The sequence below is a fragment of the Variovorax sp. Varisp53 genome (assembly GCF_059491555.1).
Genome location: NZ_CP168512.1, coordinates 375,351 through 399,509 on the forward strand (window position 1 = coordinate 375,351; position 24,159 = coordinate 399,509).

Sequence of the window (24,159 nt, forward strand, 5' to 3'; positions counted from 1 at the left end):
GGGGTTTCTCCTTGAGAAAGATGCAATCCTGAACCGAACTTTATTCGATACTTTGCTGGCGAGTAAGAGCCAGGGGCGGGATTTATCTGTGACAAAAATAAAGGTAATCGAGGTTCTTCCGCGATGGAATCAAACCTGCCCGGTGAGTTCGCGCGCAGCCGCGCGCACCGGCTCGATATGGCGCTCGTCGTAGCGGTGCGTGGGCATCGTCAGCGTGACGGCCGCAGCGAGGCTGCCATCGGCATGGAACACTGGCGCCGAGATCCCCGCCAGTTCGGCCGTGCGGTCGCCCACCAGCGCGCAGTAACCCTGCGTGCGGATGGCGTCGTACAGCTTGCGTTCCTTGGTGCCGCGCGGCCGCTCGGCCTCGGGTCCGAAGGCGATCAGCACGCGCGCCCCCGCGCCGCGATCGTTGGGCAGCAGGTCGCCAGCGCGCACGTGGTCGCGCACCACATGCGAGGAGTCGACCCGGAACTGGCACAGCCGCACCCAGCTGTCGCCCTGGTCCTGCCGCACGTGGTACGCGGCACTTTCGCCCGTTGTTGCGGCGAGCGAGCGCAGCACCGGCGGCACGATGCGGTCGAGCGACAGCGACGCCGCGTACAGCCCGTGCAGCCGCGCGATCTCCATGCCCAGCGCGTAGCGGCCGTCGTCCTGCCGGCGGATGAGCCGGGCATGTTCGAGCGAGGCCAGCAGCCGCAGCACGGTGCTCTTGTAGAGCTGCGTGCGCTCGGCGAACTGCGCGAGCGACAGCGCCTCGTCGCCCGGCTGGAAGGCGCAGAGCAGGCTCAGCGCGCGGTCGACCGCGGCGGCGCCGCCGGGGGCGGCATTGAGGTCGGACACCGATTCGGTCTGGGCTTTGCGGGGCATGGCTTGGCTTGACAGTCGATTGGATCGACGGTCTAATTCTGTTTAACGGAATATAGTTCTATTAGATAGAACAGTCAAGCCTCAAGGAGACGAAACCGATGACATCCCCCGACGTCCTCATCAGCGAGGTCGGTCCGCGCGACGGCCTGCAGTCGGTCAAGGCCACCATGCCGACGGCCGACAAGCTGCGCTGGATCGACGCGCTTCATGCGGCCGGCGTGCGCGAGATCGAGGTCGCCTCCTTCGTGCCCGCGAAGCTGCTGCCGCAGATGGCCGACGCCGCCGAGGTGGTGCGCCACGCCATCACGCTGCCCGGCCTCACGGTGATGGCGCTGGTGCCCAACCGCAAGGGCGCGCAGGCCGCGCTCGAAGCGGGCGTGCACAAGCTCACGATGCCGGTGTCGGCCAGCGTGGCGCATTCGCTGGCCAACGTGCGCAAGACGCCGACGGAAATGGTGGAAGAAGTGCGTGCCATCGCCGAGCTGCGCAACGCCATCGCGCCGCAGGTGAAGCTCGAAGCGGGCATCTCCACCGCCTTCGGCTGCACGCTGCAGGGGCTGGTGCCGGAAGACGACGTGATCCGCCTTGCCGCGCAGTGCATCGAGGCCGGTGCCGACGAGTCGGGCCTGTCCGACACCGTGGGCTATGCCAACCCGGCACAGGTGCGCCGCCTGTTCAAGCGGCTGCGCGCCGAACTCGGCCAGCATGCCGGCGCGGCCCACATGCACAACACGCGCGGCCTCGGCATCGCGAACTGCCTCGCCGCGTGGGACGAGGGCGTGCGCACCTTCGATGCCTCGCTCGGCGGGCTAGGCGGCTGTCCTTATGCGCCGGGTGCGTCGGGCAATGCCGTCACTGAAGACCTCGTCTTCATGTTCGAGGCCATGGGCGTGCGCACCGGCATCGACCTGGAAAAACTCATCGCGGCGCGCGCGCCGCTCATGGCCGGGCTGCCCGGCGAACCGGTCTATGGCATGACGCCCGAGGCCGGCCTGCCCAAAGGTTTTGTTCAGGGCTTTGTCCAGGAAACCAGCACACATGTCTGAAGCCAACCCACTTCCCTACGCCGGTGTCCGCGTCGTCGAGTTCACCCACATGGTCATGGGCCCGACCTGCGGCCTGCTGCTGGCCGACCTCGGTGCCGAGGTCATCAAGGTCGAGCCCATCGAGGGCGACAGCACGCGGCGCCTGCTCGGCTCGGGATCGGGCTTCTTCCCGACCTTCAACCGCAACAAGAAGAGCATCGCGCTCGACCTCAAGAAGCCCGAGGGCGTGGAGGCCGCGCTGCGCCTGATCGCCACGGCCGACATCGTGAGCGAGAACTTCAAGCCCGGCACCATGAAGAAGCTGGGGCTCGACTACGACACGCTCGCCAAGCTCAACCCGCGCCTCATCTACGTGAGCCACAAGGGCTTCCTGCCCGGCCCCTACGACCACCGCACCGCGCTCGACGAGGTGGTGCAGATGATGGGCGGCCTGGCCTACATGACCGGCCGCTCGGGCGACCCGCTGCGCGCCGGCACCAGCGTGAACGACATCATGGGCGGCATGTTCGGCGCCATCGGCGCCATGGCCGCGCTGCGCCAGCGCGATCTCACCGGCAAGGGCTGCGAGGTGCAGTCGGCGCTGTTCGAGAACAACGTGTTCCTGGTCGCGCAGCACATGATGCAGTTCGCCGCCACCGGCAAGGCCGCCGACCCGATGCCCAGCCGCATCTCGGCCTGGGCGGTGTACGACGTGTTCACCGTGAAGGACGGCGAGCAGATCTTCCTGGCGGCCGTGAGCGACAAGCAGTGGGCCATCTTCTGCAAGGCCTTCGGCCTCGAGGAGATGCTGGCCGACCCGCGCCTGAAGACCAACAACGACCGCGTGCTGGCGCGCGAATGGATGATGCCCATCCTTCGCTCGCACCTCGCGAGCCACAGCGCGGCCGAGCTCGCCGCGGTGTTCGAAAAGAACGAGCTGCCCTTCGCGCCCATCACGAAGCCGCAGGCGCTGTTCGACGATCCGCACCTCAACGCCACCGGCGGCCTCGCGCCGGTGCGCATGAATGACGGCAGCATGGCGAAGGTGCCGCTCATGCCGTTCACGCTGGCCGGCGAACGCCCGGGCATCCGTCTGCAGCCGCCGCGCGTGGGCGAGCACGGCCGCGAGCTGCTGAAAGAAGTGGGCTACAGCGACGAGGAAATCGCCGCGCTCGAAACACAACACATCACTCTCGGAGACTGACCTCATGTTTTTCAACGCACGGCGCGCCTTTCTGGCGTGCGCCGCGGCCGCCGCATGGCTGAACGCCGCACCCGCCCTCGCCGACACCGCCTGGCCCGACAAGCCGGTGCGGCTCATCGTTCCCTACACGCCCGGCGGCGCCACAGACATCGTGGCGCGGCTTGTCGCGCAGAGGCTGGCCGACGACACGAAATGGACCTTCATCGTCGACAACCGCGCGGGCGGCAACGGCAACATCGGCATGGACGTGGTGGCCAAGGCCAAGCCCGACGGCTACACCATCGGCCTGGGCCAGACCGCCAACCTCGCGATCAACCCGACGCTTTTTCCGAAGATGCCCTACGACGCATTGAAGGACCTGATGCCTGTGTCGGTGGTGGCCTCGCAGCCGGTGGTGCTGGTGGTGCGTGCCGACGCGCCGTTCAAGTCGCTGGCCGATCTGGTCGCCGCCGCCAAGGCCAAGCCGGGCGAGATCCGCCAGGCGCTCGCGGGCACCGGCACGCTGGGCCACATGGCCGGCGAAGTGCTGGCCAAGCGCGCGGGCTTCAAGGTGCTCAACGTGCCCTACAAGGGCGCCGCGCCCGCCATCACCGACCTGCTCGGCGGCCAGACCGACTGCATGTTCGCCACGCCCCAGGGTGCGCTCGCGATGGTGAAGGGCGGCAAGCTGCGCGCGCTGGCTGTCACCTCGGCCAAGCGCCTGCCGGTGATGCCGGACGTGCCCACCGTGGCCGAGAGCTACAAGGGCTTCGAGGCGGTGGACTGGAAGGCGCTCGTGGTGCCGGCCGGCACGAGCGCCGATATCGTGAAGAAGCTCAACGCCGCCGTCGACAAGGCGCTGGCCAAGCCCGCGACCATCTCGCAGCTGCTGGCCGAGGGCAGCACGCCCGTGGGCGGCACGCCGGAGCAGGCGGCGCAATACATCAAGTCGGAGCACGCGCGCTGGGGTGTCGCAGTGCGCGAGGCGGGCGTGCGGCCCGAATAAAGAAGAGGGCGGAACAAGGCGGGCGATATAGTTCCCGCCCCATGGACCGCCTCAAGCAGCTCGAATCCTTCGTCTCGGTCGCAACCCGCGGCGGTCTCACGGCCGCGGCCAAGGCCGAAGGCGTGGCGCCGGCCATCATGGGCCGCCGGCTCGATGCGCTCGAGGAGCGGCTGGGCGTCAAGCTGCTGGTGCGCACCACGCGGCGCATCACGCTCACGCACGAGGGCAGCGCCTTCCTCGAGGACTGCCAGCGCCTGCTGACCGAGTTCGCCAACGCCGAGGCCAGCGTGAGCGCCGGCGGCGTCAAGGCCAGCGGCCACCTGCGCGTGACCGCGCCAGCGGGCTTCGGCCGCCGCCACGTCGCGCCGCTGGTGCCGCGCTTTCATGCGCTGCACCCCGAGGTGACGATCTCGCTGAACCTCAGCGACCGCGTGGTCGACGTCACCGGCGAGAGCTTCGACTGCGCCGTGCGCGTGGGCGACCTGCCAGATTCGTCGCTGGTGAGCGTGCGGCTCGCCGACAATCGCCGCCGCTGCGTCGCCACGCCGGAGTTCGTGCGGCGCCACGGCAAGCCGAAGCACCCGGGCGAGCTCTCGCGCTTTGCCTGCCTCGCGCTGTCCAGCGATGCCTCGCAGACGCGCGGCTGGGCCTTTCGCATCACGACCGAGGGCGGCACGCAGGAGCTGATCCACCTGCGCCCGAGCGGCCCGCTCGACTGTTCCGACGGCCAGGTGCTGCACGACTGGTGCCTGGCCGGCCACGGCATTGCATGGCGCAGCACCTGGGAGGTCGAGGCCGAGATCGACGCCGGCCTGCTGGTGCCGCTGCTCGACGAATTCGCCGCGCCGCCCAACGGCATCTACGCGGTGTTCGCGGGCGCCAAGCACTTGCCGCTGCGGGTGCGACTGTGGCTTGATTTCCTCAAGGAGCAGTACGGGAAACCGGAATTCTGGGGCGGGAGGGCGTAGAGCGCTTTCGTCGCGTCACAATCTGGTTACATTCCCGTTCCATTGACGCTCCGCGAAGCCTGCGGGCGAGTCACAGCCTTGAAAGCCATCGATGACGCTCGAAGCCATCCTCGCCTATCTGCACTTGCTCGCCATCCTGACGATGGTCGTTTTCATTTCCAGTGAGGCGGCGCTGTGCCGGATCCAGTGGCTCAACGCGGCCGTGGTGGAGCGGCTGGCCAAGGTCGACATGGTCTACGGCATCGCCGCCATCGCGGTCCTCGCCACCGGCATCGCACGCACGTGGTGGGGAATGAAGGGCACGGCCTGGTACTGGACCAACCCGCTGCTGCATGTGAAGCTGGGGCTCTTCATCATCGTCGGCGTGATCTCGATCTTCCCGACGCTGACCTACTTCCGCTGGCGCAAGACGCTGCGCGCCACCGGCAAGCTGCCGGCCGAGGCCGACGTGAAGAAGACGCGCCGGCTGGTGATGATCCAGGCGCACCTGATCGCGCTGATTCCGCTGGTGGCGGTGTTCCTGGCGCGCGGCTTCGGCAAGTAGCCCTCCCGGACGGGACAAGTCGAACCGGGCTCGCCGGGCTTCAGGACTGACCCGGCCATGAAAAAGGCCCGCACGCGGCGGGCCTAGTTTCACGAGCGACTGTGCAGTGCCGTTTCAGGCCTTGGCTGCATCCGCCGTGCACTTCTTCATGAAGCTGTTCTTGGCGGCGCCGGCCAGAGCCTTGCCGTTCTTGTCGACAGCCTTGGTTGCGCATGCGGGAGTCGCTGCAGCCTTGGCTTCCTTTTCGCACTTCTTGATGGAGCTGCTCTTGGCGGCGCCTGCCAGGGCCTTGCCGTTCTTGTCGACCGCCTTGGCTTCGCAGCTGGCGGCGGGTGCGGCCGCAGCGGCCGGGGCTGCCGCAGGTGCGGCGGCCTTGTCTTGCGCCTGTGCGGCACCGAAGGAAAGACAAGCGCCGAGTGCGACCAGGGAAAGGAGCTTCTTCATGGTGATATGTCCTTGCAAGATTGAGTTGTGACAGGAGCCCCGCCTTGGGGCCGGCCCTCCTAACGGCCGAAGACAACAATCGGATGACGATCGTTAATTGGGTCCGGGTTTGCCCCCGGTAAAATTCGCGGATGCTATTGGTCAAACAGGAGCTGCTCGCGGCGCTCGCGAACACGCTCGAATCCCTCTCGCCCGGCGCCGGCTCCAAAGCCGCGTTCGAGTCGCCCAAGGTCGCCGCGCATGGCGATTTCGCCAGCACGGCCGCGATGCAGCTCGCCAAACCGCTGGGGCGCAAGCCTCGCGAACTGGCCGAGCAACTGAGCGCTGCGCTGCTCGCCACCCCCGCTTTCGGCCAGTGGGTCGAGGCGATCGAGATTGCCGGCCCCGGCTTTCTCAACATCCGCTTGAAGACGGCGGCCAAGCAGCAGATCGTGCGCGAGGTGCTGTCCGCTGCGAATGCTTTCGGGCAGCAGCCGGCCACCGGCGAGAAGGTGCTGGTCGAATTCGTCTCGGCCAACCCGACCGGCCCGCTGCACGTCGGCCACGGCCGCCAGGCCGCGCTCGGCGACGCCATCTGCAACCTGCGCGCCTCGCAGGGCGAGAGCGTCTGGCGCGAGTACTACTACAACGACGCTGGCGTGCAGATCCAGACGCTGGCCAACAGCACGCAGCTGCGCGCCCGCGGCTTCAAGCCTGGCGATGCCGAATGGCCCAGCGGCGAGAAGGCCCCGGCCTACAACGGCGACTACATCACCGACATCGCGGAAGACTTCAAGGCGAAGAAAACCGTCAAGTCGGAAGACCGCGAAGTCACCGCCAGCGGCGACATCGAGGACCTCGACGCGATCCGCGAGTTCGCCGTGGCCTACCTGCGCCACGAGCAGGACCTGGACCTGCAGGCCTTCCGCGTGCGCTTCGACCAGTACTACCTGGAGTCCAGCCTGTACACCAGCGGCCGCGTCGAGGCTGCGGTGCAGAAGCTCGTGGCCGCCGGCAAGACCTACGAGCAGGACGGCGCGCTGTGGCTGAAGTCGACCGACTACGGCGACGACAAGGACCGCGTGATGAAGAAGCAGGACGGCACATACACGTATTTCGTGCCCGACGTCGCGTACCACATCGCCAAGTGGGAGCGCGGCTTCCACAAGGTCGTCAACATCCAGGGCACCGACCACCACGGCACCATCGCGCGCGTGCGCGCCGGCCTGCAGGCGGCGGGCGAAGGCATTCCCGAGGGCTACCCCGACTACGTGCTGCACACCATGGTGCGCGTGATGAAGGGCGGGGAAGAGGTCAAGATCAGCAAGCGCGCCGGCAGCTACGTCACGCTGCGCGACCTGATCGAGTGGACCAGCACCGACGCCATCCGCTTCTTCCTGCTGAGCCGCAAGCCCGACACGGAATACACCTTCGACATCGACCTCGCGGTGACGAAAAACAACGACAACCCGGTTTATTACGTGCAGTACGCCCATGCGCGCATCTGCTCGGTGCTGGCCGGCTGGGGCGGCGACGCCGCCACGCTCAAGGACGTCGACCTGTCGCCGCTGGAGAGCCCGGCGGCCCAGGCGCTGATGCTGCTGCTGGCCAAGTACCCGGCCATGCTCACGGCAGCGGCCAAGGATTTCGCCCCGCACGACGTTACTTTCTATCTGCGCGAGCTGGCCGCCAGCTATCACAGCTACTACGACGCCGAGCGCATCCTGGTCGACGACGAAAAGGTCAAGCTGGCCCGCCTCGCGCTGGTCGCCGCGACCGCGCAGGTGCTGCACAATGGCCTCGCGATTCTCGGCGTCAGTGCGCCGAGCAAGATGTGAACTCCCTCACCATGAAGAAGACAACCAGACAACGCGGCAACATCGTCATCGGCCTGATCATCGGGCTGGTGCTCGGCCTGGGCGTCGCGCTGGGCATCGCGGTCTACGTGACCAAGGTGCCGATCCCGTTCGTGACCAAGACGCAGCGCGGCGGCGCCGAGCAGGACGAGGCCGAAGCCCGCAAGAACCGCGACTGGGACCCGAACGCGCCGCTGGCCGGCAAGGCCGGGGCCGCCAAGCCCGCGCCGGCTGCACCGGCCGCCCCGGTCAATCCCGTCACCGGCGAGCCGGCAACCACCGCCGTGGCCCCGGCCACCGCCCCGCCCACGACAGCACCTCCGGTGCCCGTGGTGGTGGCGCCCAAGCCGCCGCGTCCGGCACCGGTGCCGGCCGAAGCCAACTCCCTGCCGGCGTCGAACGATCCGCTGGGCGACCTCGCCCGCGCGCGTTCGGGCAACGTTTCGGGCTCCGGCACGACCACTGCCTCGGCCGCGCCGAGCAGCAGCAACAACAGCAACGCCAGCAGCAGTTCAGGCGCCGATCCGTTCATGTACTTCGTGCAGGCCGGCGCCTTCCGCACCACCGACGACGCCGAGGCGCAGCGCGCCAAGCTGTCGCTGATGGGCGTCGAGGCCAAGGTCACCGAGCGCGAGCAGGCGGGCCGCACCGTCTACCGCGTGCGCGCCGGCCCCTTCAACAAGAAGGACGACGCCGATCGCCTCAAGGAGCGGCTCGACGGCGGCGGCATGGATTCGGCGCTGGTTCGCGTGCAGCGCTGACCCGGCGGCCGCCACGAATAGCCCCTAAGCTTCGCGCCGCGGCATTTGCCGCCACCATCTGTCATCGCCTTGGGCGCGCCGTGAGTTGGGGGAACTCCCCGCCGCGCGCCGGCTCAGTCTGCGTACCAACTGGAGAACCCTTTCAATGAAACGTCGTGACTTTTCGCTGGCCGCCACTTCGCTGGGCCTGCTTTCGCTGGCTGGCAACACCGCCCACGCCCAGGCGCGCGCGCCCAAGGCCGGCACCGAGTACCTGGCGCTCGACAAGCGCGTGCCGGTCGACGCGCCCGCCGGCAAGATCGAAGTGGTCGAGTTCTTCTCGTACAACTGCCCGCACTGCAACGACTTCGAGCCGGCGCTGGAAGCCTGGGTCAAGACCGTGCCGAAGGAAGTGGCGTTCCGCCGCATTCCCGTGCCCTTCGTGGGCAACGACGTCGAAGCCAAGCAGCGCCTGTACTACGCGCTCGAGGCCATGGGCAAGGTCGACGAATTCCAGCCGAAGGTCTTCAACGCGATCCACGCACAGCGCCAGAATGTGAACGGCGACGCCAACATCATTGCCTGGGCCGCGGCCAATGGCCTGGACGGCGCCAAGTTCAAGGAAGTCTTCACCTCGTTCGGCGTGGCCAGCAAGGCCAAGCGCGCCTCGCAGATGACCGACGCCTACAAGGTCGCCGGCGTGCCGGCGATGGCCGTGGCCGGCCGCTGGTATGTGGACGGGGAAACCGCCGGCAACATGACCAAAGTGCTTCAGGTCGTGAACTATCTGGTCGGCGAGGCAAAGAAGGGCTGACCCCCAGGGCTGCGCGCACTTCGTGTCGCTCTGCCTACCCCTTGCAGGGGGCAACACCCGCGGCCCGGCGGAGCCGGTTCCGCGGTGTTTCTGGTAGAACCGGAAGGAAAGTCAAGCCCGCTTCGGCGGGCTTTTTCATCTGTGCGAGCGGGGCTGACGCAATCAGCCGCATACAATGCCGAGCAAGTTTCGTGCCTCTATGACATTGCACTCTCACCCCACCACTTCCTTCCTTCGTCGCATCGGCCGCCTGGCCGCCGGCGCGCTGTTGCTGGCCGGCCTTGCCTCGGGCGCCGTGGCCGAGACCGCCGACCGCGCCAAGCCGATGAACATCGAGTCCGACTCGATGCGCTACGACGATCTGAAGCAGACCAGTGTGTTCACCGGTAACGTTCTGGTAACAAAGGGCACGATCATCATCCGCGGCGCGCGGCTGGACGTGCGCCAGGACGCCGAGGGCTACCAGTACGGCGTGGTGACCGCCGCGCCCGGCAAGCGGGCCTACTACAAGCAGAAGCGCAATGCGCCCGACGAGTGGATCGAGGGCGAGTCCGACGTCATCGAGTACGACAGCCGCGCCGACAACGTCAAGTTCATCCGCAACGCCACGATGCGCCGCCTGATCGGCGCCACGCCGAACGACGAAAGCCAGGGCGCGCTGATCGTCTACGACCAGAGCAACGACACCTACACGGTCAACGGTTCCACCGTGCCGCCGAACACCGCCGTCAACGCGGCCACCGGGGGTGGCCGCGTGAAGACCATCCTGACCCCCAAGGCCGCGACCGCGCCGGGTGCACCCGCTGCGGGAGCCCCGTCCGGCGCCAAGGCGCCGCCGCCAGCGCCCACCCCGGCGCCCGGCAAGGGCCTGCGCCCGAGCACCACGCTCGGTGACGAGGGAGAAACCCGCAAGTGATCGAATCCGTTGTATCGCAGGACGCCAACAGCACGCCGGGCAGCCGCCTGGTCGCGCGCGGCCTGAAGAAGAGCTATGGCAGCCGCACGGTCGTGAAGGACGTCTCGCTCGACGTGCAGAAGGGCGAAGTCGTCGGGCTGCTCGGGCCGAACGGCGCAGGCAAGACCACCTCGTTCTACATGATCGTGGGGCTGGTGCGCGCCGATGCGGGCGACATCACCATCGACGGCGAGCCCATCGCCCACATGCCGATCCACCGCCGCGCCCGCATGGGTCTGAGCTACCTGCCGCAGGAAGCCTCGATCTTCCGCAAGCTCACGGTCGAGGAAAACGTGCGCGCCGTGCTCGAGCTCCAGAGCGAGCCCGACGCCAACGGCAAGATGGCACCGCTGTCGAAGCAGCACATCGAAGAGCGCCTGTCCGAGCTGCTGGCCGACCTGCGGGTGGACCACCTGCGCGACTCGCCCGCGCTGGCGCTGTCGGGCGGCGAGCGCCGCCGCGTCGAGATCGCACGCGCGCTGGCCACCCAGCCGCGCTTCATCCTGCTGGACGAGCCCTTCGCCGGCATCGACCCGATCGCGGTGATCGAAATCCAGCGGATCATCAGCTTCCTGAAGGAGCGCGGCATCGGCGTGCTCATCACCGACCACAACGTGCGTGAAACGCTGGGCATCTGCGATCACGCGTTCATCATCAGCGACGGGCATGTGCTGGCACAAGGCACACCCTCGGAGATCGTCGACAACGCCGAAGTACGCAGGGTGTACCTGGGCGAACACTTCCGGATGTGATCGTGCGGCGAGGGTCAAGGATCATCGTGGCCACCGTCCGCGCGGAGCTTCCTCGCGGGGGGCGCCGCGCACGGCCGCCCTAAGCGGTCGGCCCGCCCCCGGTAGGGGGTTGGCGTAAAGCGAAGCGCGCAGCCTGGGGGGGGGCCATTTCCTCATGAAGCAAGGGCTGTCCCTTCGCGTCTCGCAGCATCTGGCACTGACGCCACAGCTGCAGCAGTCCATTCGGCTGTTGCAGCTTTCCACGCTCGAACTGAGCCAGGAAGTGGAGCAGATGCTGGACGAAAACCCGTTCCTCGAACGCACCGCGGAAGAAGCGGCGCGCGAGGAATTCGGGCTCGACACGGCCGATGCGCCGGTTCCGCGCGATGAGGGCGAGAGCGACTTCGCGCCTTCGGCCGCCAGCGCGCCCGCCGAGACCACCAGCACCACCACGGCGGATACCGACGGGCCAGCTGCCGAGATCACCGAGCGCGAGCCCGACTGGGAAGGCGACGGCACCGTCGACATGGCGGCGCCCGACGACAGCGAGTGGGGCAGCGACGCGCCCGCGCGCCAGAACAACCTGGGCGACGACGAACGTGCCGACGCCACCGAACTCGCGCGCAGCCAGGAATCGCTGCAGTCGTTCCTGCATCGCCAGGCGCTGAGCTTGCGCCTGAACGAGAACGACAGCGCCGCGCTGCGCTTTCTCATCGAATCGCTCAACGACGACGGCTACCTCGAAGACTCGCTGCCCGCGCTGGCCTCCGGCCTGGCCGGCGACGACAACGACCAGTTCGACGACCTCGTGCACCACTTCCAGGTGGCGCTCGGACTGCTGCAGAGCCTGGAGCCCGCGGGCGTAGGTGCGCGCGACCTCGGCGAATGCCTGTGCATCCAGCTGCGCGCCATGGCCAGCGAGGACGAGACCGACGAAGAGGCGCTGGTCCGCAAGACCGCGATCACCGTCTGCAAGCAGCCGATGGAGCTGCTCGCGCGCCGCGATTTCAAGCGCCTGGCCACGCTCACCCGCAGCAGCGAGGAGCTGGTGCGCTCTGCGCTGCAGATCATCGCGCGGCTGGAGCCTAAGCCGGGCCGGCGCTTCGTCGACGTCGAGCGCAACATCGTCATTCCCGACGTGATCGTCACCAAGACCGGCCGCGGTACCAACGTGAAGTTCCGCGTCATGTTGAACCCCGAGGTGATGCCGCGCCTGCGCGTGCACGACATCTACGCCGGCGCGCTCAAGTCGCACAAGGGCGAGGGCAGCCAGGCGCTGTCGCAGCGGCTGCAGGAGGCGCGCTGGTTCATCAAGAATATCCAGCAGCGTTTCGACACCATCCTGCGCGTGAGCAATGCCATCGTCGAGCGGCAGAAGAGCTACTTCGTGCATGGCGAACTTGCGATGCGCCCGCTGGTGCTGCGCGAGATCGCCGACGAACTGGGCCTGCACGAGTCGACCATCTCGCGCGTGACCACCGCGAAGTACATGTCCACGCCTTTCGGCACCGTCGAACTCAAGTACTTCTTCGGCTCGGCGCTGGGCACCGAGACGGGCGGCAATGCGTCGAGCACCGCGGTGCGCGCGCTCATCAAGCAGTTCGTGAGTTCCGAGAGCATCAAGAAGCCGCTGTCGGACAGCCAGATCTCCGAGATGCTGAAAGAGCAGGGTATCGAGTGTGCACGGCGCACCGTGGCCAAGTACCGCGAAGCCCTTCGCATCGCGCCCGCCAACCTGCGCAAGGCACTCTAGAAGCCGGACGATGAAGAGCCGCCTGCTGTCTCGCTGTGGGCATTGGGTTTGCGTCATGGCGGCGGTGCTGCTGTTTTCCGGCTGCGCCACCCTGCCCGACGAGGCCCCGCGCGCACCCACCAAGGCCATGGCGGTGTCGGCCGACACAGCCCTCGGCAAGCTCGCGCTGGCCTCGCAGCCCGACCCCGACCTGAGCGGCTTTCGCCTGATGCCCGGTGGCGACTTCGCCTTCGACACCCGCATCCAGCTGGCCCGCCGCGCCCAGCGCACGCTCGACGTGCAGTACTACCAGATCGAGAACGACGAGACCGGCCGCTACCTGCTGCGCACCCTGCGCGACGCCGCCCAGCGCGGCGTGCGCGTGCGGGTGCTGATGGACGATCTCTACACCTCGGGCGAGGACGAACTGCTGCTCGGCTTTGCCGCCACGCCCAACGTCGAGCTGCGCCTGTTCAACCCGTTCCCGGCCGGGCGCGCGAGCATCCTGAAGCGCTTCACCGCCTCGCTGTTCGACTTCAGCCGCGTCAACCGGCGCATGCACAACAAGCTGTTCATCGCCGACGGCGCGATGGCGGTGGCGGGCGGGCGCAACATCGGCAACCAGTACTTCACGCGCACCGCGGGCGAGAATTTTCTCGACCTCGACACCTTCGTCACCGGCGCGCTGATCCCGCGGCTGGGCAGCCTGTTCGACCAGTACTGGAACAGCATCTACGTGCGGCCGATCCAGTCGGTGGTGCGCAGCGAGCTGTCGGCCGAAGAGCTGCAGCGCCGCTTCGACGCCGCCACCGGCTCCGAAACCACACCGCCGCCGCCGAAGCCCGCGCCCAACGACCTGCTCGGCTACAGCCCGATGGTGGAAGACCTGAACGCCGGCAAGCTCGGCCTGATCTGGACCACCGCCGAGGCCTATGCAGATTCGCCCGAGCGCGTGATCGGCAAGACCGCCTCCTACGGCGGCGTGCCGCTGCTCGACGTCGACAGCGTGCGCTACAACGTGGTCGAGCAGATGCGCCGCGCGCGCTCCGAGGTGACCATCGTCTCGCCCTACCTGATCCCGGGCGCCACGGGGCTGGAGGTGATGCGCGAGATCCGCAACCGCAACGTGAAGATCAGCGTCGTCACCAATTCGCTGGCCGCCACCGACGAGCCGCTGGTGCACACCGCCTACCGCCGCTACCGGCCCGACATGCTCAAGCTCGGCGCCGACCTCTACGAGTTGAGCTCCACGCGCACCCGGCGCAGCGTGCGGCTGGGCCTGTTCGGCACCTCGGTCGGGCGGCTGCATGCCAAGTCGGCCGTGATCGACCGGCGCACGCTGTTCGTCGGGTCGATGAATTTCGACCCGCGCTCGGAGTCCGCCAACACCGAGATCGGGCTGATCATCCACAGCGCCGAGATGGCGCAGCAGGCGCTGAAACTCATCGACGTGCTCAAGCAGCAGGGCGCCTACCGGCTGCGCTTTGCCGAAGGCAGCAACGAGTCGCGCATCGAATGGGTCAGCGAGGATGCCGGCAAGCTCACCGTGCTGACCGAGGAGCCCGACTCCAGTTTCTGGGGCCGGGTCATGCTCGAGATCCTGGCGCCGCTGACGCCGGAGAGCCTGCTCTAGCTGGCGCTCGCGGCGCCGGCGATGCCGGGCAGCGGTGTCATTGCACGTTGACTGCTTCGACCTGCACCAGCAGCTTCACCTTGTTCTCGAAGCCGAAGTTCAGCCCCCAGGTAATGCCCCAGTCGCTGCGCTCCACCGTGGTCTCGAAGTCGCCGCCGCACACCTGGCGGTTGATCAGCGGGCTCAGGTAGCAGTTGAAGCGCACGGCCTTCAGCGTCACAGGCCTGGTCTGGCCCATCAGCGTGAGCGTGCCGGGAACGTCGACCACCTTGCCGCCGCTGAAATCGATGCGGTCGGCAACGAAGCGGCCGGTCGGAAACTCGGCCACGTTGAAGAAGTCCTTGCTCTGCACGTGGCGGTTGAGCAGGTCGACGCCGGTGTTGATGGAGCTGATGTCCATCGTGATGTCGACCTTGCCGCTGGCGCCGGTGCCGTCGATCTGCACGGAGCCGTCCTTGGTGCTGAAGCGCCCGCGGTTGGTGGTGGTGCCGTAGTGGCCCATCTCGTACATCACGAAGGTGTGGGTCGGGTCGATCACGTAGTTGGCGTTCTTCGCCGGCCCACCCGCGGGCTTGGCGGCCACGGCCGGGGCGAATTCCGCTGGCAGTTGCTGTTGCTGCGCCGTGGCGCTGCCGGTGAATGCGGCGGCCGACAGGGCTGCGGCGAGAAGGAGCTTTTTCATGGCGTTGGATGCGGGAGGAAAGAGGAAAGTGAATGAGGGGCGGACAGCCTGGCGCTTCACAGCGGCCCGAAGCCCGTGAGCGTGAACCTGAAGCGCACCTGCACGTCGTTGCCGACCATCGAGGTGTCGGTCCATTCGCCGTCGCCCACCTTGTAGTCCAGCCGCTGGATCGTGAAGCTTCCGGTGGCCACCGCCTCCTTGCCGCCGGCCGCGGCGATGCTGACGGGCACCGTCACGTATTTGGCGATGCCCTTGATGGTGAGCTTGCCCGCCATCTCGAACTTGCCGTCGCCCAGCGCCTTGATGGCGCTCGACTGGAAGCTTGCCTGCGGGAAGTGCGCGGCGTCGAACCACGGCTGCTTGGGCAGCTCCGCATCGCTCATCGGGACGCCGAAGCCGGCGCTGGCCGTGTCGATCTGCAGCGCGACGGTGCCGCCCTCGGGCTTCTTCGGGTCGAAGGCCACCTGCGCGTCGAACTTCTTGAACGTGCCTTCCACGGGCACGCCCATCTGCTTGCTGACGAACACGATCTGGCTCTTGTCGGCCACGAGCTTTGCGGCTGCGGGCTCGGCGCCGGCCGGCAGCACCAGGGTGGCGAAACCCAGCGCCGCGAGGGACGGCGCGAGACGGAAAAACAGGCGCTTGATCATCGAGCAGGTTCCTTGCGTGGCCGGGGCCACATGCGTTTGAGAAGACCGTCGCGGTCGATCCAATGGTGCTTGAGCACCGCCGCCACGTGCAGCAGCGTGACGCCCGCCAGCACGAAGGCGCAGTTGCGGTGCAGCGGCTGCAGCACCGCCTCGGCGAAGGCGTGGTCGACCGGCACGAAGTCGGGCAGCGGCAGCACGCCGAACCACGCCACCGGCATGCCCATGGCCGAGCTGTAGGCCCAGCCGGACAGCGGCACCGCGAAGAACAGCAGGTACATCAGCGTGTGGCTGATGCGGTAGCTCGCCAGCTGAAGCGCCGACATGCCGGGCGGGAGCGCCGGTGGACGATGCCCGAGCCGCCACAGCAGCCGCAGCGCCGAGAGCGCGAGGATCGTGACGCCCGCCCACTTGTGCCAGCTGTAGATCTTCAGGCGCAGCGGCGAGAACGGCAGCCCCGTCATGTAGAGCCCGACGCCGAACGAGCCCACGATCAGGGCCGCAAGCAGCCAGTGCAGCGCCATCGCGAGCGGGTCGTAGCGCGGGTCGGCGTCGAGGGGTGAGGAGGATGCGTCTGAGGACATCGGGAGACAGGGCGGGGCGGCCTGTGCGCGGAGCATATATCGGAAGCGATGACATCACCGCACGGCCCGTGCCAGCCCGTCGCCCTGCCGGCTTCAGCCCTGCGACGGCTGTTGCGCCCTCAGCAGCACCCCGCGCAGTTCGTCCGGCTGCACCGGCTTGCGCAGCGCATGCCAGCCACGCTCGGCGGCGAGCCGCTGGGTGGCTTCGTTGATGTCGGCCGAAATCAGCGCGATCGCAAGCGACGGCTTCTGCCGCTGCAGCTTGTCGGCCAGCGCGATGCCGTCGAGCGCACCCGGCAGGCGGATGTCGCACAGCGCCGCGTCGAGCGCGCGCAGGTCGGCCAGCGCCAGCGCCTCGGCGGCACTGGCATAGACGCGCGGCTCCACGTCCCATTGCCGCAGCAGGGCACTGAGACTGTCGGCCACCACCGTGTTGTCTTCCACCACCAGCACCGCGAGCCCGGGGCGCAGCGTGTGCATCGCATCGGCGCCGTCGTCCTGCGGCACGGAAGCGGGGCGCGCCGCCACCATCGCGCCTTCCGGCGCGGCAGGCAGCTCGAAGCTGAACACCGACCCCCGCCCCGGCGCCGAGCGAAGCGACACCGCAATGCCGAGCTGAGCCGCCAGCCGCCGCACGATCGCCAGACCCAGCCCGTGGCCGCGCTGCAGGTTGCGCTCGACGTTGCCGATCTGCTCGAAGTCGTTGAACACGCGCTGCTGCGCGTCGGCCGCGATGCCGATGCCGCCGTCGCGCACCTCGACGCGCCAGGCCCGGCCGGCGCCGCGCCGGCGCGCCCGCACTGCCAGCAGCACGCGCCCGCGCGGCGTGAACTTGACCGCGTTGTCGACCAGGTTGGCGAGCACGCGGCGCAGCGACACGGTGTCGCTCCAGGCGATGGCGTCGTGCGGGCAGCGCACCAGCACCCGGCCGTCGCCTGCCTGCCGCGCCAGCTCCAGCAGCAGCGGCGCCAGAGCCACTGCCACCGGACGCAGCGGATCGACCGCGGCCTCGATGCGGCCGATTTCGAGCAGCTGGTTGGTCAGCCCTTCGAGCGCCTGCTGCGCGCGCGCCAGCGAGCCCACGGTGTACTGAACCGCCTCCATGTCCGCGCCACTGCTCAGCTGCTGGCGCAGCACTTCGGCCTGCAGGCCGATGGCCATCACCGGCTGGCGCAGGTCGTGGTTGGCGGCCGAGCAGAAACGCAGCCGCTCGGCCTGCGCCTGCTCGGAAGCGCGCAGGCCGGCCAGCGCCTGTTCGCGCAGCGTGCGTTCGTTGAGCCGCAGGCCGATGTTTTCTTCGAGCTGGCGCGAGCGTTCGGCCACCAGCTTCCACATCATCGCGATCAGGCCGATGCCGATGACCGCCACGGCCATCATCACCGGCGCGCCCAGCCAGAGGCCGGTGACGATGATCGGCGCCAGCAGCAGCGTGATCGCCAACTGCGTGGCGGGCGTATAGAACGACACCGAGAAGGCCGACGACAGCGTCATGCCCATCAGGATCAGGCCCAGCAGCAGCTGCAGGTCGACGCGCGCGGGGTCGAACAGCAGCACGCCGGCCAGCCCGTGCGCCAGTTCCCAGATGGCCGTGCGCAGCGTGTGCGTGCGCTGTGCCTCGCGCAGGTTGGTGGGCGTGAAGGGCTCGGGCAGGCGCTGCGGGAAGAAGCCGCGCATCACCGTCACCCCGGTGACCAGCGCGATCCACACCAGTGCGCGCGGCACCGAGTACTGCCAGGCGAAGAGCGCCGCCACGCCGCAGTTCAGCAGGTATTGCACCAGCAGCACCGGGCCGATGGGCCGGATGGACAGCCGCAGCACCTCGCACTGGATCGCGAAGCGGTCGCTGCTGCCGGCGGCGGCCGGGGATGCGGGGGTGGGAGTCATCGGCAAATCGACTATATAGAGAAGGTGCGTGACGCGGCGACAATGGAGTCCCCTAGTCGGGCTTCCCGATGGCCAATTTTTTGTGAACGATCTCTCTCTTTTCCTGCCTTGCGCCGCCGGCGTCGAGGAATTCCTCGCCCAGGAGGTGCACGCCCTGACCGGCCGCGCCGGGCAAGACCTGCTCACGCTGCGCGGCGGCGTGCGCGTGCGTGCCGACTGGCGCGACGCCCTGAAGCTCAACCTGCACAGCCGGCTCGCGCAGCGCGTGCTGGTCGAGCTGGCCCACGCGCCCTACCGCAACGAGAACGACCTCTACGCCATCGCCAACGGCGTGGCCTGGGAGATCTGGTTCACGCCGAAGCAGACCTTCAAGATCGAGACCACCGCCCAGCACAGCCCGCTGCAGAGCCTGAACTTCGCCACCCTGCGCATCAAGGACGCCATTGCCGACCGCTTTCGCGCCAAGGCCAACGGCGTGCGCCCGAGCATCGAGACCCAGTGGCCCGACTGCCGCGTGTTCGCGCACCTGACCACCGACACCTGCACGCTGTACATCGACACCTCGGGCGAGCCGCTGTTCAAGCGCGGCTGGCGCCAGGACAAGGGCGACGCCCCGCTGAAGGAAACCCTGGCCGCCGCCATGCTAGCCGCCAGCGGCTGGTGGAACCCCGAGACCGGCGAAGTGTCCACGCAGCCGCTGTACGACCCCTGCTGCGGCAGCGGCACCATCGCCATCGAGGCGGCGCAGATCGCGCGCGGCATCGCGGCCGGGTCGCTGCGGCGCTTCGGGTTCGAGAAACTGCTGCCGTTCCAGGCGCATGTCTGGAACGCGATCAGGCAGGAAGCCGAGACCGCCGTGCGCGAAGGCAGCGTGGCGATCTTCGGCTCCGACGTGTCGCACCGCATGGTCGACTTTGCCGAACGCAATGCCGAGCGCGCCGGTGTGGCGCAAGCGGTCGAGTTCCGTGGCGGCGATGCCTTGCAGCGCATGCCCCCGGCCGAAGGCGGCGTGATCGTGCTCAACCCGCCGTACGGCGAGCGCATCGAAGTGGGCGGGGTGGCCGGCACGGGCCGTTCCGGCGCGCGCGAATCGGCGCAGACCGCGCAGGGCGAGGGGAGTGACGGCGGCGAGTTCTTCCCGCAGCTCGCCACCCACTGGAAGAAGAACTACGCCGGCTGGACCGCCTGGGTGCTTACGCCCGACCTGAAGCTGCCCAGGCAGATGCGGCTGAAGGAGTCGCGCCGCGTGCCGATGTGGAACGGCCCGATCGAGTGCCGGCTGTTCCGCTTCGACATGGTCGCGGGCTCAGCGCGGAAGTAGCGTGCCTTCGGGCCGCGGCTGTTCCCTGGCTTCCTTGGGCCGGACGCCGCAGGCCGCGTTGACCGTGCGCATGACAAGATCGCGCGCCCCGGCCAGCGTCATTGGATGGATGTCGTCCTCTTCGAAATGCCTCACCGCGACGGGTTCGCCGACGAAGTCCGGATGGCCGAAGTAGGTGGCGCTCACGTAGCGCGCGCTGCGGGTTTCGCAATCGACCTTGGCACGGGCCTGGAAAGAGCGGAACCGGATGCCGTCGCGTTCCGTGCGGTCCTCCGGCAGGCTCATGCGCAGGCTCACGAGCCGGTTCGATCCTTCCACCTCGACGCTGGTCGGCTCCACCTGCACGTAGCTGCTGGCGGCATCGCCGGGCGTGCCCGACAGGGTCAGCCACTCGGCTCGCACTCCCGCGGACGCGAGCACGACGAGACAGAGCAGCGGGAGACGTTTCATGAGGGAAGGGCGGGGGTGGGCAGGCAACGGCCTATTTTCGTCGGGCGGGCCGACAAGGGCCTGACTCCGGCCCTGCATGGTGCAACATCGGCGATATTCCCCCTGCACATTCCATGACGCTGACAGAATCCGGCCCCGTCGTCATCGACACCAACATCGCGCTCGACCTGCTGGTCTTCGAAGATCCGGCCTGGGGAGCGTTGACCGCGCGGCTTGCCGCGGGCGAACTGCGCTGGCTGGCCACGGCAGCCATGCGCACCGAACTCGAACGCGTGCTGGGCTACCCGCTGATCGCCCGGCGCATGGCGCAGCGCGGGCTGGAAGTGCCGGCGGTGCTGTCCGATTTCGATGCGCGGGTGCGGATGGTGGAAGGCACTCCGCCGCGCGCGCCCTGTGTGTGCAGCGACCCCGACGACCAGGTGTTCATCGACCTGGCCGTGGCGCACGGCGCACTGCTGCTGAGCAAGGACCGGGCGGTGCTGTCGATGAAGAAGCGGCTGGCACTGCGCGGTGTGGCGGTGCAGGCGGCGTTCGCACCTTAGTTCGGGAGCGCGAGCGGCGCCAGGTGCCACTGCCCCAGCAACCGCGCCACCGCCCGCACCCGCTGCGTATCCCGTCCCCATCGCCGGCTCGCCGGCAGCTTCTGCGCCCACTTCATGCGCCGGGCTGCATTCGCGATGCGCTCGCGCACCTCTTCGTTCACGCCGGCCAGCGCCGCATGCCAGTGCTGCCCCGCGGCCTGCGGCGCGGCGGCTTCGAGCATCATGGCCGTGGAGTGCAGGTAGCTCAGCCAGTCGCGCGCCTGGCATTCGGCCAGCGTCATGACCTCGGCCGGGTCGTCCTCGAAGTCGATGTAGCCGATCACGCCGTCGGGGCACTGCACGAGGTTGCGGTCGAAGGCCTGGCTCAGGTGCTGGCCGCGCATGTGCACGGCGGCAATCGCGGCAAGGCCTTCGCGCCACACGGCCAGCAGCGCTGCGGGGCCAGCGGCGGCGGCCTGGTCGAGCCGCTCCTGCAGCACGACCGTTGCGCGGCCGCTTTCGCCCAGGTCCGAGATCAGCAGGCCGTCCGGCTGCTGCGCCAGCACCACCGGCACGCGCAGGCCCGCGGCCGCGAGCTGCTTGAGCCGCCGAGCCTCGGTCGCGATGGCCACCTCGCCGCCCGGGTTGGGCACCGGCTTGATAATGTCCAGCCCCGCCATGCGCGCCACGGCCGCCATCACGCGGTAGCCCCATTTGCCGTGCCGGGGCCCGGCCTTCTTGAGCCACACGCGCTCGCTGCCGAAGCGGTGGCTCGCCACGTTCTTCTCCTGCCGCGGCAGGGTGGTGCGCAGGAACTCCGCGTAGTCGCCGGGTGCCGGCGGGTTCGGCAGGAGCGCGTCGAGGGGCGCGGGCGCCGAAGCTGCGCCCTTGCGCGATTGCAGGCGCCCGTTGGCGCCTCGTCTCAAAGGATTCATGCGGCCAATGCAAAGCCCGCCACCAGCCCGTGCGGGGCCTGCGTCACGGGTTGGAAGCTCTCTGCGCTGGCCAGCGGCCAGTAGGTTCGGAAAACATTGTGCTGCTCGTCGAGCGGGCCGAGCAGGGCGCCCGGCTGCACCTGCATCACCAGGTTGCTCAACAGGCGCACCTCGGTGTCGGAGATGCGGCGCACGATGTGGTGCGCGGTGATCTGCTGCGGATGGTCGAGGCCCGCGGCCTGCACCAGCTCCTGCAGCGCATGCAGCGTGCTGCGGTGGAAGTTGCGCACCCGGTCGGCCTTGGTCGGCACCACCAGCGCCTGCTGGCGCAGCGGGTCCTGCGTGGTCACGCCCGTGGGGCAATGGCCGGTGTGGCAGCTCTGTGCCTGGATGCAGCCCAGCGCCATCATGAAGCCGCGCGCCGCGTTGCACCAGTCGGCACCCAGCGCCATCATGCGGGCCACGTCGAAGGCGGTGATCACCTTGGCGGCGCAGCCGATCTTGATGCGGTGGCGCAGGTTCACGCCGATCAGCGTGTTGTGCACCAGCAGCAGGCCTTCCTGCAGCGGCGCGCCCACGTGGTCGCTGAACTCGACCGGCGCCGCGCCGGTGCCGCCCTCTGCGCCGTCGACCACGATGAAATCGGGCGTGATGCCGGTGGCCTGCATCGCCTTGACGATGCCGAACCATTCCCACGGGTGGCCCAGGCAGAACTTGAAGCCGGTCGGCTTGCCGCCCGACAGCTCGCGCAGCCGGGCGATGAAATGCATCATCTCGGTCGGCGTGGAGAACGCGCTGTGCGACGAGGGCGAGATGCAATCCACGCCCACCGGCACGCCCCGCGCCGCCGCAATCTCGGGTGTGACCTTGGGGGCGGGCAGCACGCCGCCGTGCCCGGGCTTGGCGCCCTGGCTCAGCTTGATCTCGATCATCTTCACCTGCGGGTCGCGCGCGTTGGCGGTGAAGCGTTCCTCGTTGAAGCTGCCGTCGTCATTGCGGCAGCCGAAGTAGCCCGAGCCGATTTCCCAGATCAGGTCGCCGCCATGCACGCGGTGGTGCTGCGAGATCGAGCCCTCGCCGGTGTCGTGCGCAAAGCCGCCCATCTGCGCGCCCTTGTTGAGCGCGAGGATCGCATTGGCCGACAGCGCGCCGAAGCTCATGGCCGAGATGTTGAACACACTGGCGCTATAGGGCTGCGTACAGAGCTGCTCCGGATTGGCGCCGACCGGCTGCGGCGTGCCGCCGATCACGATGCGGAAGTCGTGGTTCGCGAGCTTCGTGGGCTGCATCGAATGGTTGATCCACTCGTAGCCCGCGATGGTCACGTTCAGCTGGGTGCCGAAGGGCCGGTTGTCCGGGTCGCCCTTGGCGCGCTGATACACCAGCGAGCGCTGGGCGCGCGAGAACGGCGCGGCTTCGGAGTCGCTCTCGATGAAGTACTGCCGCATCTCGGGGCGGATGAACTCGAGCAGAAAGCGCAGATGGCCGATGACCGGGTAGTTGCGCAGGATCGCGTGGCGCGCCTGCCGCAGGTCGTGCACGCCGGTACCTGTGAGCACCGCGAACACGGCCACGCCGGTCCAGGCCAGCCACAGGTGCGGCGACACCAGCACGAACGCCAGGCAGGCCACCAGACCGGCCACGCACAGGGCGAAGGCGCTGTAGCGCGCCGGAAACGGAATAATCGTGGGCATAGAAGTAGTCTCGACCGGAGCCTGCTGCATCATAGAGGGCTGCCCCGAACTTGCCATGACGACCATTCCCGACCCCATTTCGCCTTCCGAAGCCCCCTCCGCAGCCCGTACACCCCTCGGCCCCGACGATTTCGACGCTCTCGACCAGGCGCTCGACGCCATGCGCGAGCACGACGAGGAAATCCCCCAGTGGGAGTTCTGCGAAGGCTTCATGGCCGCGCTGATCTGCACCCGCCGGCCCATCATGCCCTCCGAATACTGGCCCGTGCTGCTGGGCGACAGCTTCTCCTCGGCGCAGCACATGGAGTTCGTCTGGAACTGGAAGCGCCGCTGGATCGAGATCGAGGAGGGCCTCGACGCCCCGGTCGAAACCCTCGACGACGAACGCAGCTGGCAGCCCGAGGTGCTCGACACCCGCGGCGCCATTGCCTCGCTGCCCGAGGAAGAACGCGCCGAAGTCGCCGGCGAAGCCATTCCGTCCTTCGCGCAGGTCTGGGCGCTGGGCTTCATGTACGCGGTCGAGAACTGGCCCGAAGACTGGGCCACGCCGCGCGACAAGGACGCCGCGCGCATGCTCGACGACGCGCTCGACAACATCGTCGCCCTGACCGAGGACGACACCGCGAAGCCCACGTTGTCGATGTACAGCGACGACGCCCCGCCCAGCGTGAGCCAGCAGCGGCTCGACGATTTCGGCGCCGCCATCTGGGCCGTGTACGACCTGCGCCAGCTCTGGAAGAGCCTGGGTCCGAAGGCCGAGACCATCCGCAAGGAAGCCACGCCCGGGCGCAACGATCCGTGTCCTTGCGGCAGCGGCAAGAAGTACAAGAAATGCCACGGTGAATGACCTGGGGCGTTTGACGGGGCGTGTTCTCCGGGGCGCGATCACGCCGACGCGGTGACCTTTTTCGCGAATGTCCCCCGCCCTTCGGGCTCCTCCTTTATTTCGCGAAAAGGCCCC

24 protein-coding genes are annotated in these 24,159 nt (G+C 68.4%); 15 read left to right on the forward strand and 9 right to left on the reverse strand.

Annotation, left to right across the window (positions count from 1 at the left end; all coding sequences use genetic code 11):
- Window positions 1-129 precede the first annotated feature (129 nt).
- Complete coding sequence (locus ACEOAB_RS01680; protein ID WP_495653399.1) at window positions 130-870, reverse strand: IclR family transcriptional regulator; 741 nt, start codon at window positions 868-870, stop codon at window positions 130-132.
- A 98-nt stretch (window positions 871-968) separates the two neighbouring features.
- Here ACEOAB_RS01680 and ACEOAB_RS01685 point away from each other — a divergent pair, with 98 nt between their 5' ends.
- From ACEOAB_RS01685 to ACEOAB_RS01705, 5 genes are all read left to right on the forward strand, one after another.
- On the forward strand, window positions 969-1,916 hold the full coding sequence (locus ACEOAB_RS01685) for a hydroxymethylglutaryl-CoA lyase (RefSeq protein WP_413750225.1): 948 nt from the start codon (window positions 969-971) through the stop codon (window positions 1,914-1,916).
- Entirely contained in the window at window positions 1,909-3,099 is a 1,191-nt protein-coding gene (locus ACEOAB_RS01690) for a CaiB/BaiF CoA transferase family protein (RefSeq protein ID WP_413750224.1), read from the forward strand. The genes ACEOAB_RS01685 and ACEOAB_RS01690 overlap by 8 nt, the downstream gene beginning before the upstream one ends.
- 4 nt (window positions 3,100-3,103) lie before the next feature.
- Window positions 3,104-4,084, forward strand: a complete 981-nt coding sequence (locus tag ACEOAB_RS01695) for a Bug family tripartite tricarboxylate transporter substrate binding protein (RefSeq protein WP_413750223.1) — start codon at window positions 3,104-3,106, stop codon at window positions 4,082-4,084.
- Between the two features lie 41 nt (window positions 4,085-4,125).
- Window positions 4,126-5,052 carry a LysR family transcriptional regulator gene (locus ACEOAB_RS01700; RefSeq protein WP_495653400.1) on the forward strand — a complete coding sequence of 309 codons (927 nt, stop codon included), beginning with the start codon at window positions 4,126-4,128 and terminating at the stop codon, window positions 5,050-5,052.
- A gap of 91 nt (window positions 5,053-5,143) precedes the next feature.
- Window positions 5,144-5,596, forward strand: coding sequence for a DUF2214 family protein (locus ACEOAB_RS01705; protein ID WP_413751109.1), 453 nt, complete (start codon window positions 5,144-5,146; stop codon window positions 5,594-5,596).
- A 114-nt stretch (window positions 5,597-5,710) separates the two neighbouring features.
- On the opposite strand, the gene ACEOAB_RS01710 is transcribed toward ACEOAB_RS01705, so the two are convergent.
- Window positions 5,711-6,040: a hypothetical protein gene (locus ACEOAB_RS01710; protein WP_056588666.1), complete on the reverse strand. Its 330-nt coding sequence runs from the start codon at window positions 6,038-6,040 to the stop codon at window positions 5,711-5,713.
- 131 nt (window positions 6,041-6,171) lie between these two features.
- Between ACEOAB_RS01710 and argS the strand changes: the two genes are divergently transcribed.
- From argS to ACEOAB_RS01745, 7 genes are all read left to right on the forward strand, one after another.
- Window positions 6,172-7,857, forward strand: a complete 1,686-nt coding sequence (gene argS, locus ACEOAB_RS01715; protein ID WP_056588667.1) for an arginine--tRNA ligase — start codon at window positions 6,172-6,174, stop codon at window positions 7,855-7,857.
- A gap of 11 nt (window positions 7,858-7,868) precedes the next feature.
- A complete protein-coding gene (locus ACEOAB_RS01720) occupies window positions 7,869-8,636 on the forward strand; it encodes an SPOR domain-containing protein (protein ID WP_007829865.1) in 768 nt (255 codons plus the stop codon).
- A 145-nt stretch (window positions 8,637-8,781) separates the two neighbouring features.
- Window positions 8,782-9,429, forward strand: coding sequence for a thiol:disulfide interchange protein DsbA/DsbL (locus tag ACEOAB_RS01725; RefSeq protein ID WP_413751375.1), 648 nt, complete (start codon window positions 8,782-8,784; stop codon window positions 9,427-9,429).
- A 199-nt stretch (window positions 9,430-9,628) separates the two neighbouring features.
- Window positions 9,629-10,345, forward strand: coding sequence for a lipopolysaccharide transport periplasmic protein LptA (lptA, locus tag ACEOAB_RS01730; protein WP_495653401.1), 717 nt, complete (start codon window positions 9,629-9,631; stop codon window positions 10,343-10,345).
- A complete protein-coding gene (lptB, locus tag ACEOAB_RS01735; RefSeq protein ID WP_007829871.1) occupies window positions 10,342-11,136 on the forward strand; it encodes an LPS export ABC transporter ATP-binding protein in 795 nt (264 codons plus the stop codon). Before lptA ends, lptB begins: the two co-directional genes overlap by 4 nt.
- Before the next feature lie 154 nt (window positions 11,137-11,290).
- Entirely contained in the window at window positions 11,291-12,868 is a 1,578-nt protein-coding gene (gene rpoN, locus ACEOAB_RS01740) for an RNA polymerase factor sigma-54 (protein WP_413750667.1), read from the forward strand.
- 10 nt (window positions 12,869-12,878) lie between these two features.
- Window positions 12,879-14,480 carry a phospholipase D family protein gene (locus ACEOAB_RS01745; protein ID WP_413750666.1) on the forward strand — a complete coding sequence of 534 codons (1,602 nt, stop codon included), beginning with the start codon at window positions 12,879-12,881 and terminating at the stop codon, window positions 14,478-14,480.
- Between the two features lie 37 nt (window positions 14,481-14,517).
- Here ACEOAB_RS01745 and ACEOAB_RS01750 read toward each other — a convergent pair whose 3' ends face one another.
- The 4 genes from ACEOAB_RS01750 to ACEOAB_RS01765 form a co-directional block, all read right to left on the reverse strand.
- A complete protein-coding gene (locus ACEOAB_RS01750; protein ID WP_056588676.1) occupies window positions 14,518-15,162 on the reverse strand; it encodes a YceI family protein in 645 nt (214 codons plus the stop codon).
- A 56-nt stretch (window positions 15,163-15,218) separates the two neighbouring features.
- Entirely contained in the window at window positions 15,219-15,812 is a 594-nt protein-coding gene (locus ACEOAB_RS01755) for a YceI family protein (RefSeq protein ID WP_413750665.1), read from the reverse strand.
- A complete protein-coding gene (locus tag ACEOAB_RS01760) occupies window positions 15,809-16,393 on the reverse strand; it encodes a cytochrome b (RefSeq protein WP_413750664.1) in 585 nt (194 codons plus the stop codon). The genes ACEOAB_RS01755 and ACEOAB_RS01760 overlap by 4 nt, the downstream gene beginning before the upstream one ends.
- Before the next feature lie 93 nt (window positions 16,394-16,486).
- Complete coding sequence (locus ACEOAB_RS01765; protein ID WP_495653402.1) at window positions 16,487-18,277, reverse strand: sensor histidine kinase; 1,791 nt, start codon at window positions 18,275-18,277, stop codon at window positions 16,487-16,489.
- Between the two features lie 82 nt (window positions 18,278-18,359).
- Between ACEOAB_RS01765 and ACEOAB_RS01770 the strand changes: the two genes are divergently transcribed.
- On the forward strand, window positions 18,360-19,598 hold the full coding sequence (locus tag ACEOAB_RS01770; protein ID WP_056588682.1) for a THUMP domain-containing class I SAM-dependent RNA methyltransferase: 1,239 nt from the start codon (window positions 18,360-18,362) through the stop codon (window positions 19,596-19,598).
- On the opposite strand, the gene ACEOAB_RS01775 is transcribed toward ACEOAB_RS01770, so the two are convergent.
- Window positions 19,584-20,048, reverse strand: coding sequence for a surface-adhesin E family protein (locus ACEOAB_RS01775; protein ID WP_495653403.1), 465 nt, complete (start codon window positions 20,046-20,048; stop codon window positions 19,584-19,586). The genes ACEOAB_RS01770 and ACEOAB_RS01775 overlap by 15 nt on opposite strands.
- Window positions 20,049-20,161: 113 nt before the next feature.
- Between ACEOAB_RS01775 and ACEOAB_RS01780 the strand changes: the two genes are divergently transcribed.
- The gene (locus ACEOAB_RS01780) at window positions 20,162-20,590 is read left to right on the forward strand and encodes a PIN domain-containing protein (protein ID WP_056588686.1); all 429 of its coding nucleotides are present in this window, start codon (window positions 20,162-20,164) and stop codon (window positions 20,588-20,590) included.
- Here the strand turns inward: ACEOAB_RS01780 and ACEOAB_RS01785 are convergent.
- Together ACEOAB_RS01785 and ACEOAB_RS01790 are read right to left on the reverse strand one after the other, a co-directional pair.
- Window positions 20,587-21,504: a BUD32 family EKC/KEOPS complex subunit gene (locus tag ACEOAB_RS01785; protein ID WP_495653404.1), complete on the reverse strand. Its 918-nt coding sequence runs from the start codon at window positions 21,502-21,504 to the stop codon at window positions 20,587-20,589. The two genes, ACEOAB_RS01780 and ACEOAB_RS01785, sit on opposite strands and share 4 nt — an antisense overlap.
- Window positions 21,501-23,198 carry an FMN-binding glutamate synthase family protein gene (locus ACEOAB_RS01790; protein ID WP_413751041.1) on the reverse strand — a complete coding sequence of 566 codons (1,698 nt, stop codon included), beginning with the start codon at window positions 23,196-23,198 and terminating at the stop codon, window positions 21,501-21,503. The genes ACEOAB_RS01785 and ACEOAB_RS01790 overlap by 4 nt, the downstream gene beginning before the upstream one ends.
- A gap of 55 nt (window positions 23,199-23,253) precedes the next feature.
- On the opposite strand from ACEOAB_RS01790, the gene ACEOAB_RS01795 reads away from it, so the two are divergent.
- Window positions 23,254-24,045, forward strand: a complete 792-nt coding sequence (locus ACEOAB_RS01795) for a UPF0149 family protein (protein WP_056588690.1) — start codon at window positions 23,254-23,256, stop codon at window positions 24,043-24,045.
- Window positions 24,046-24,159 lie beyond the last annotated feature (114 nt).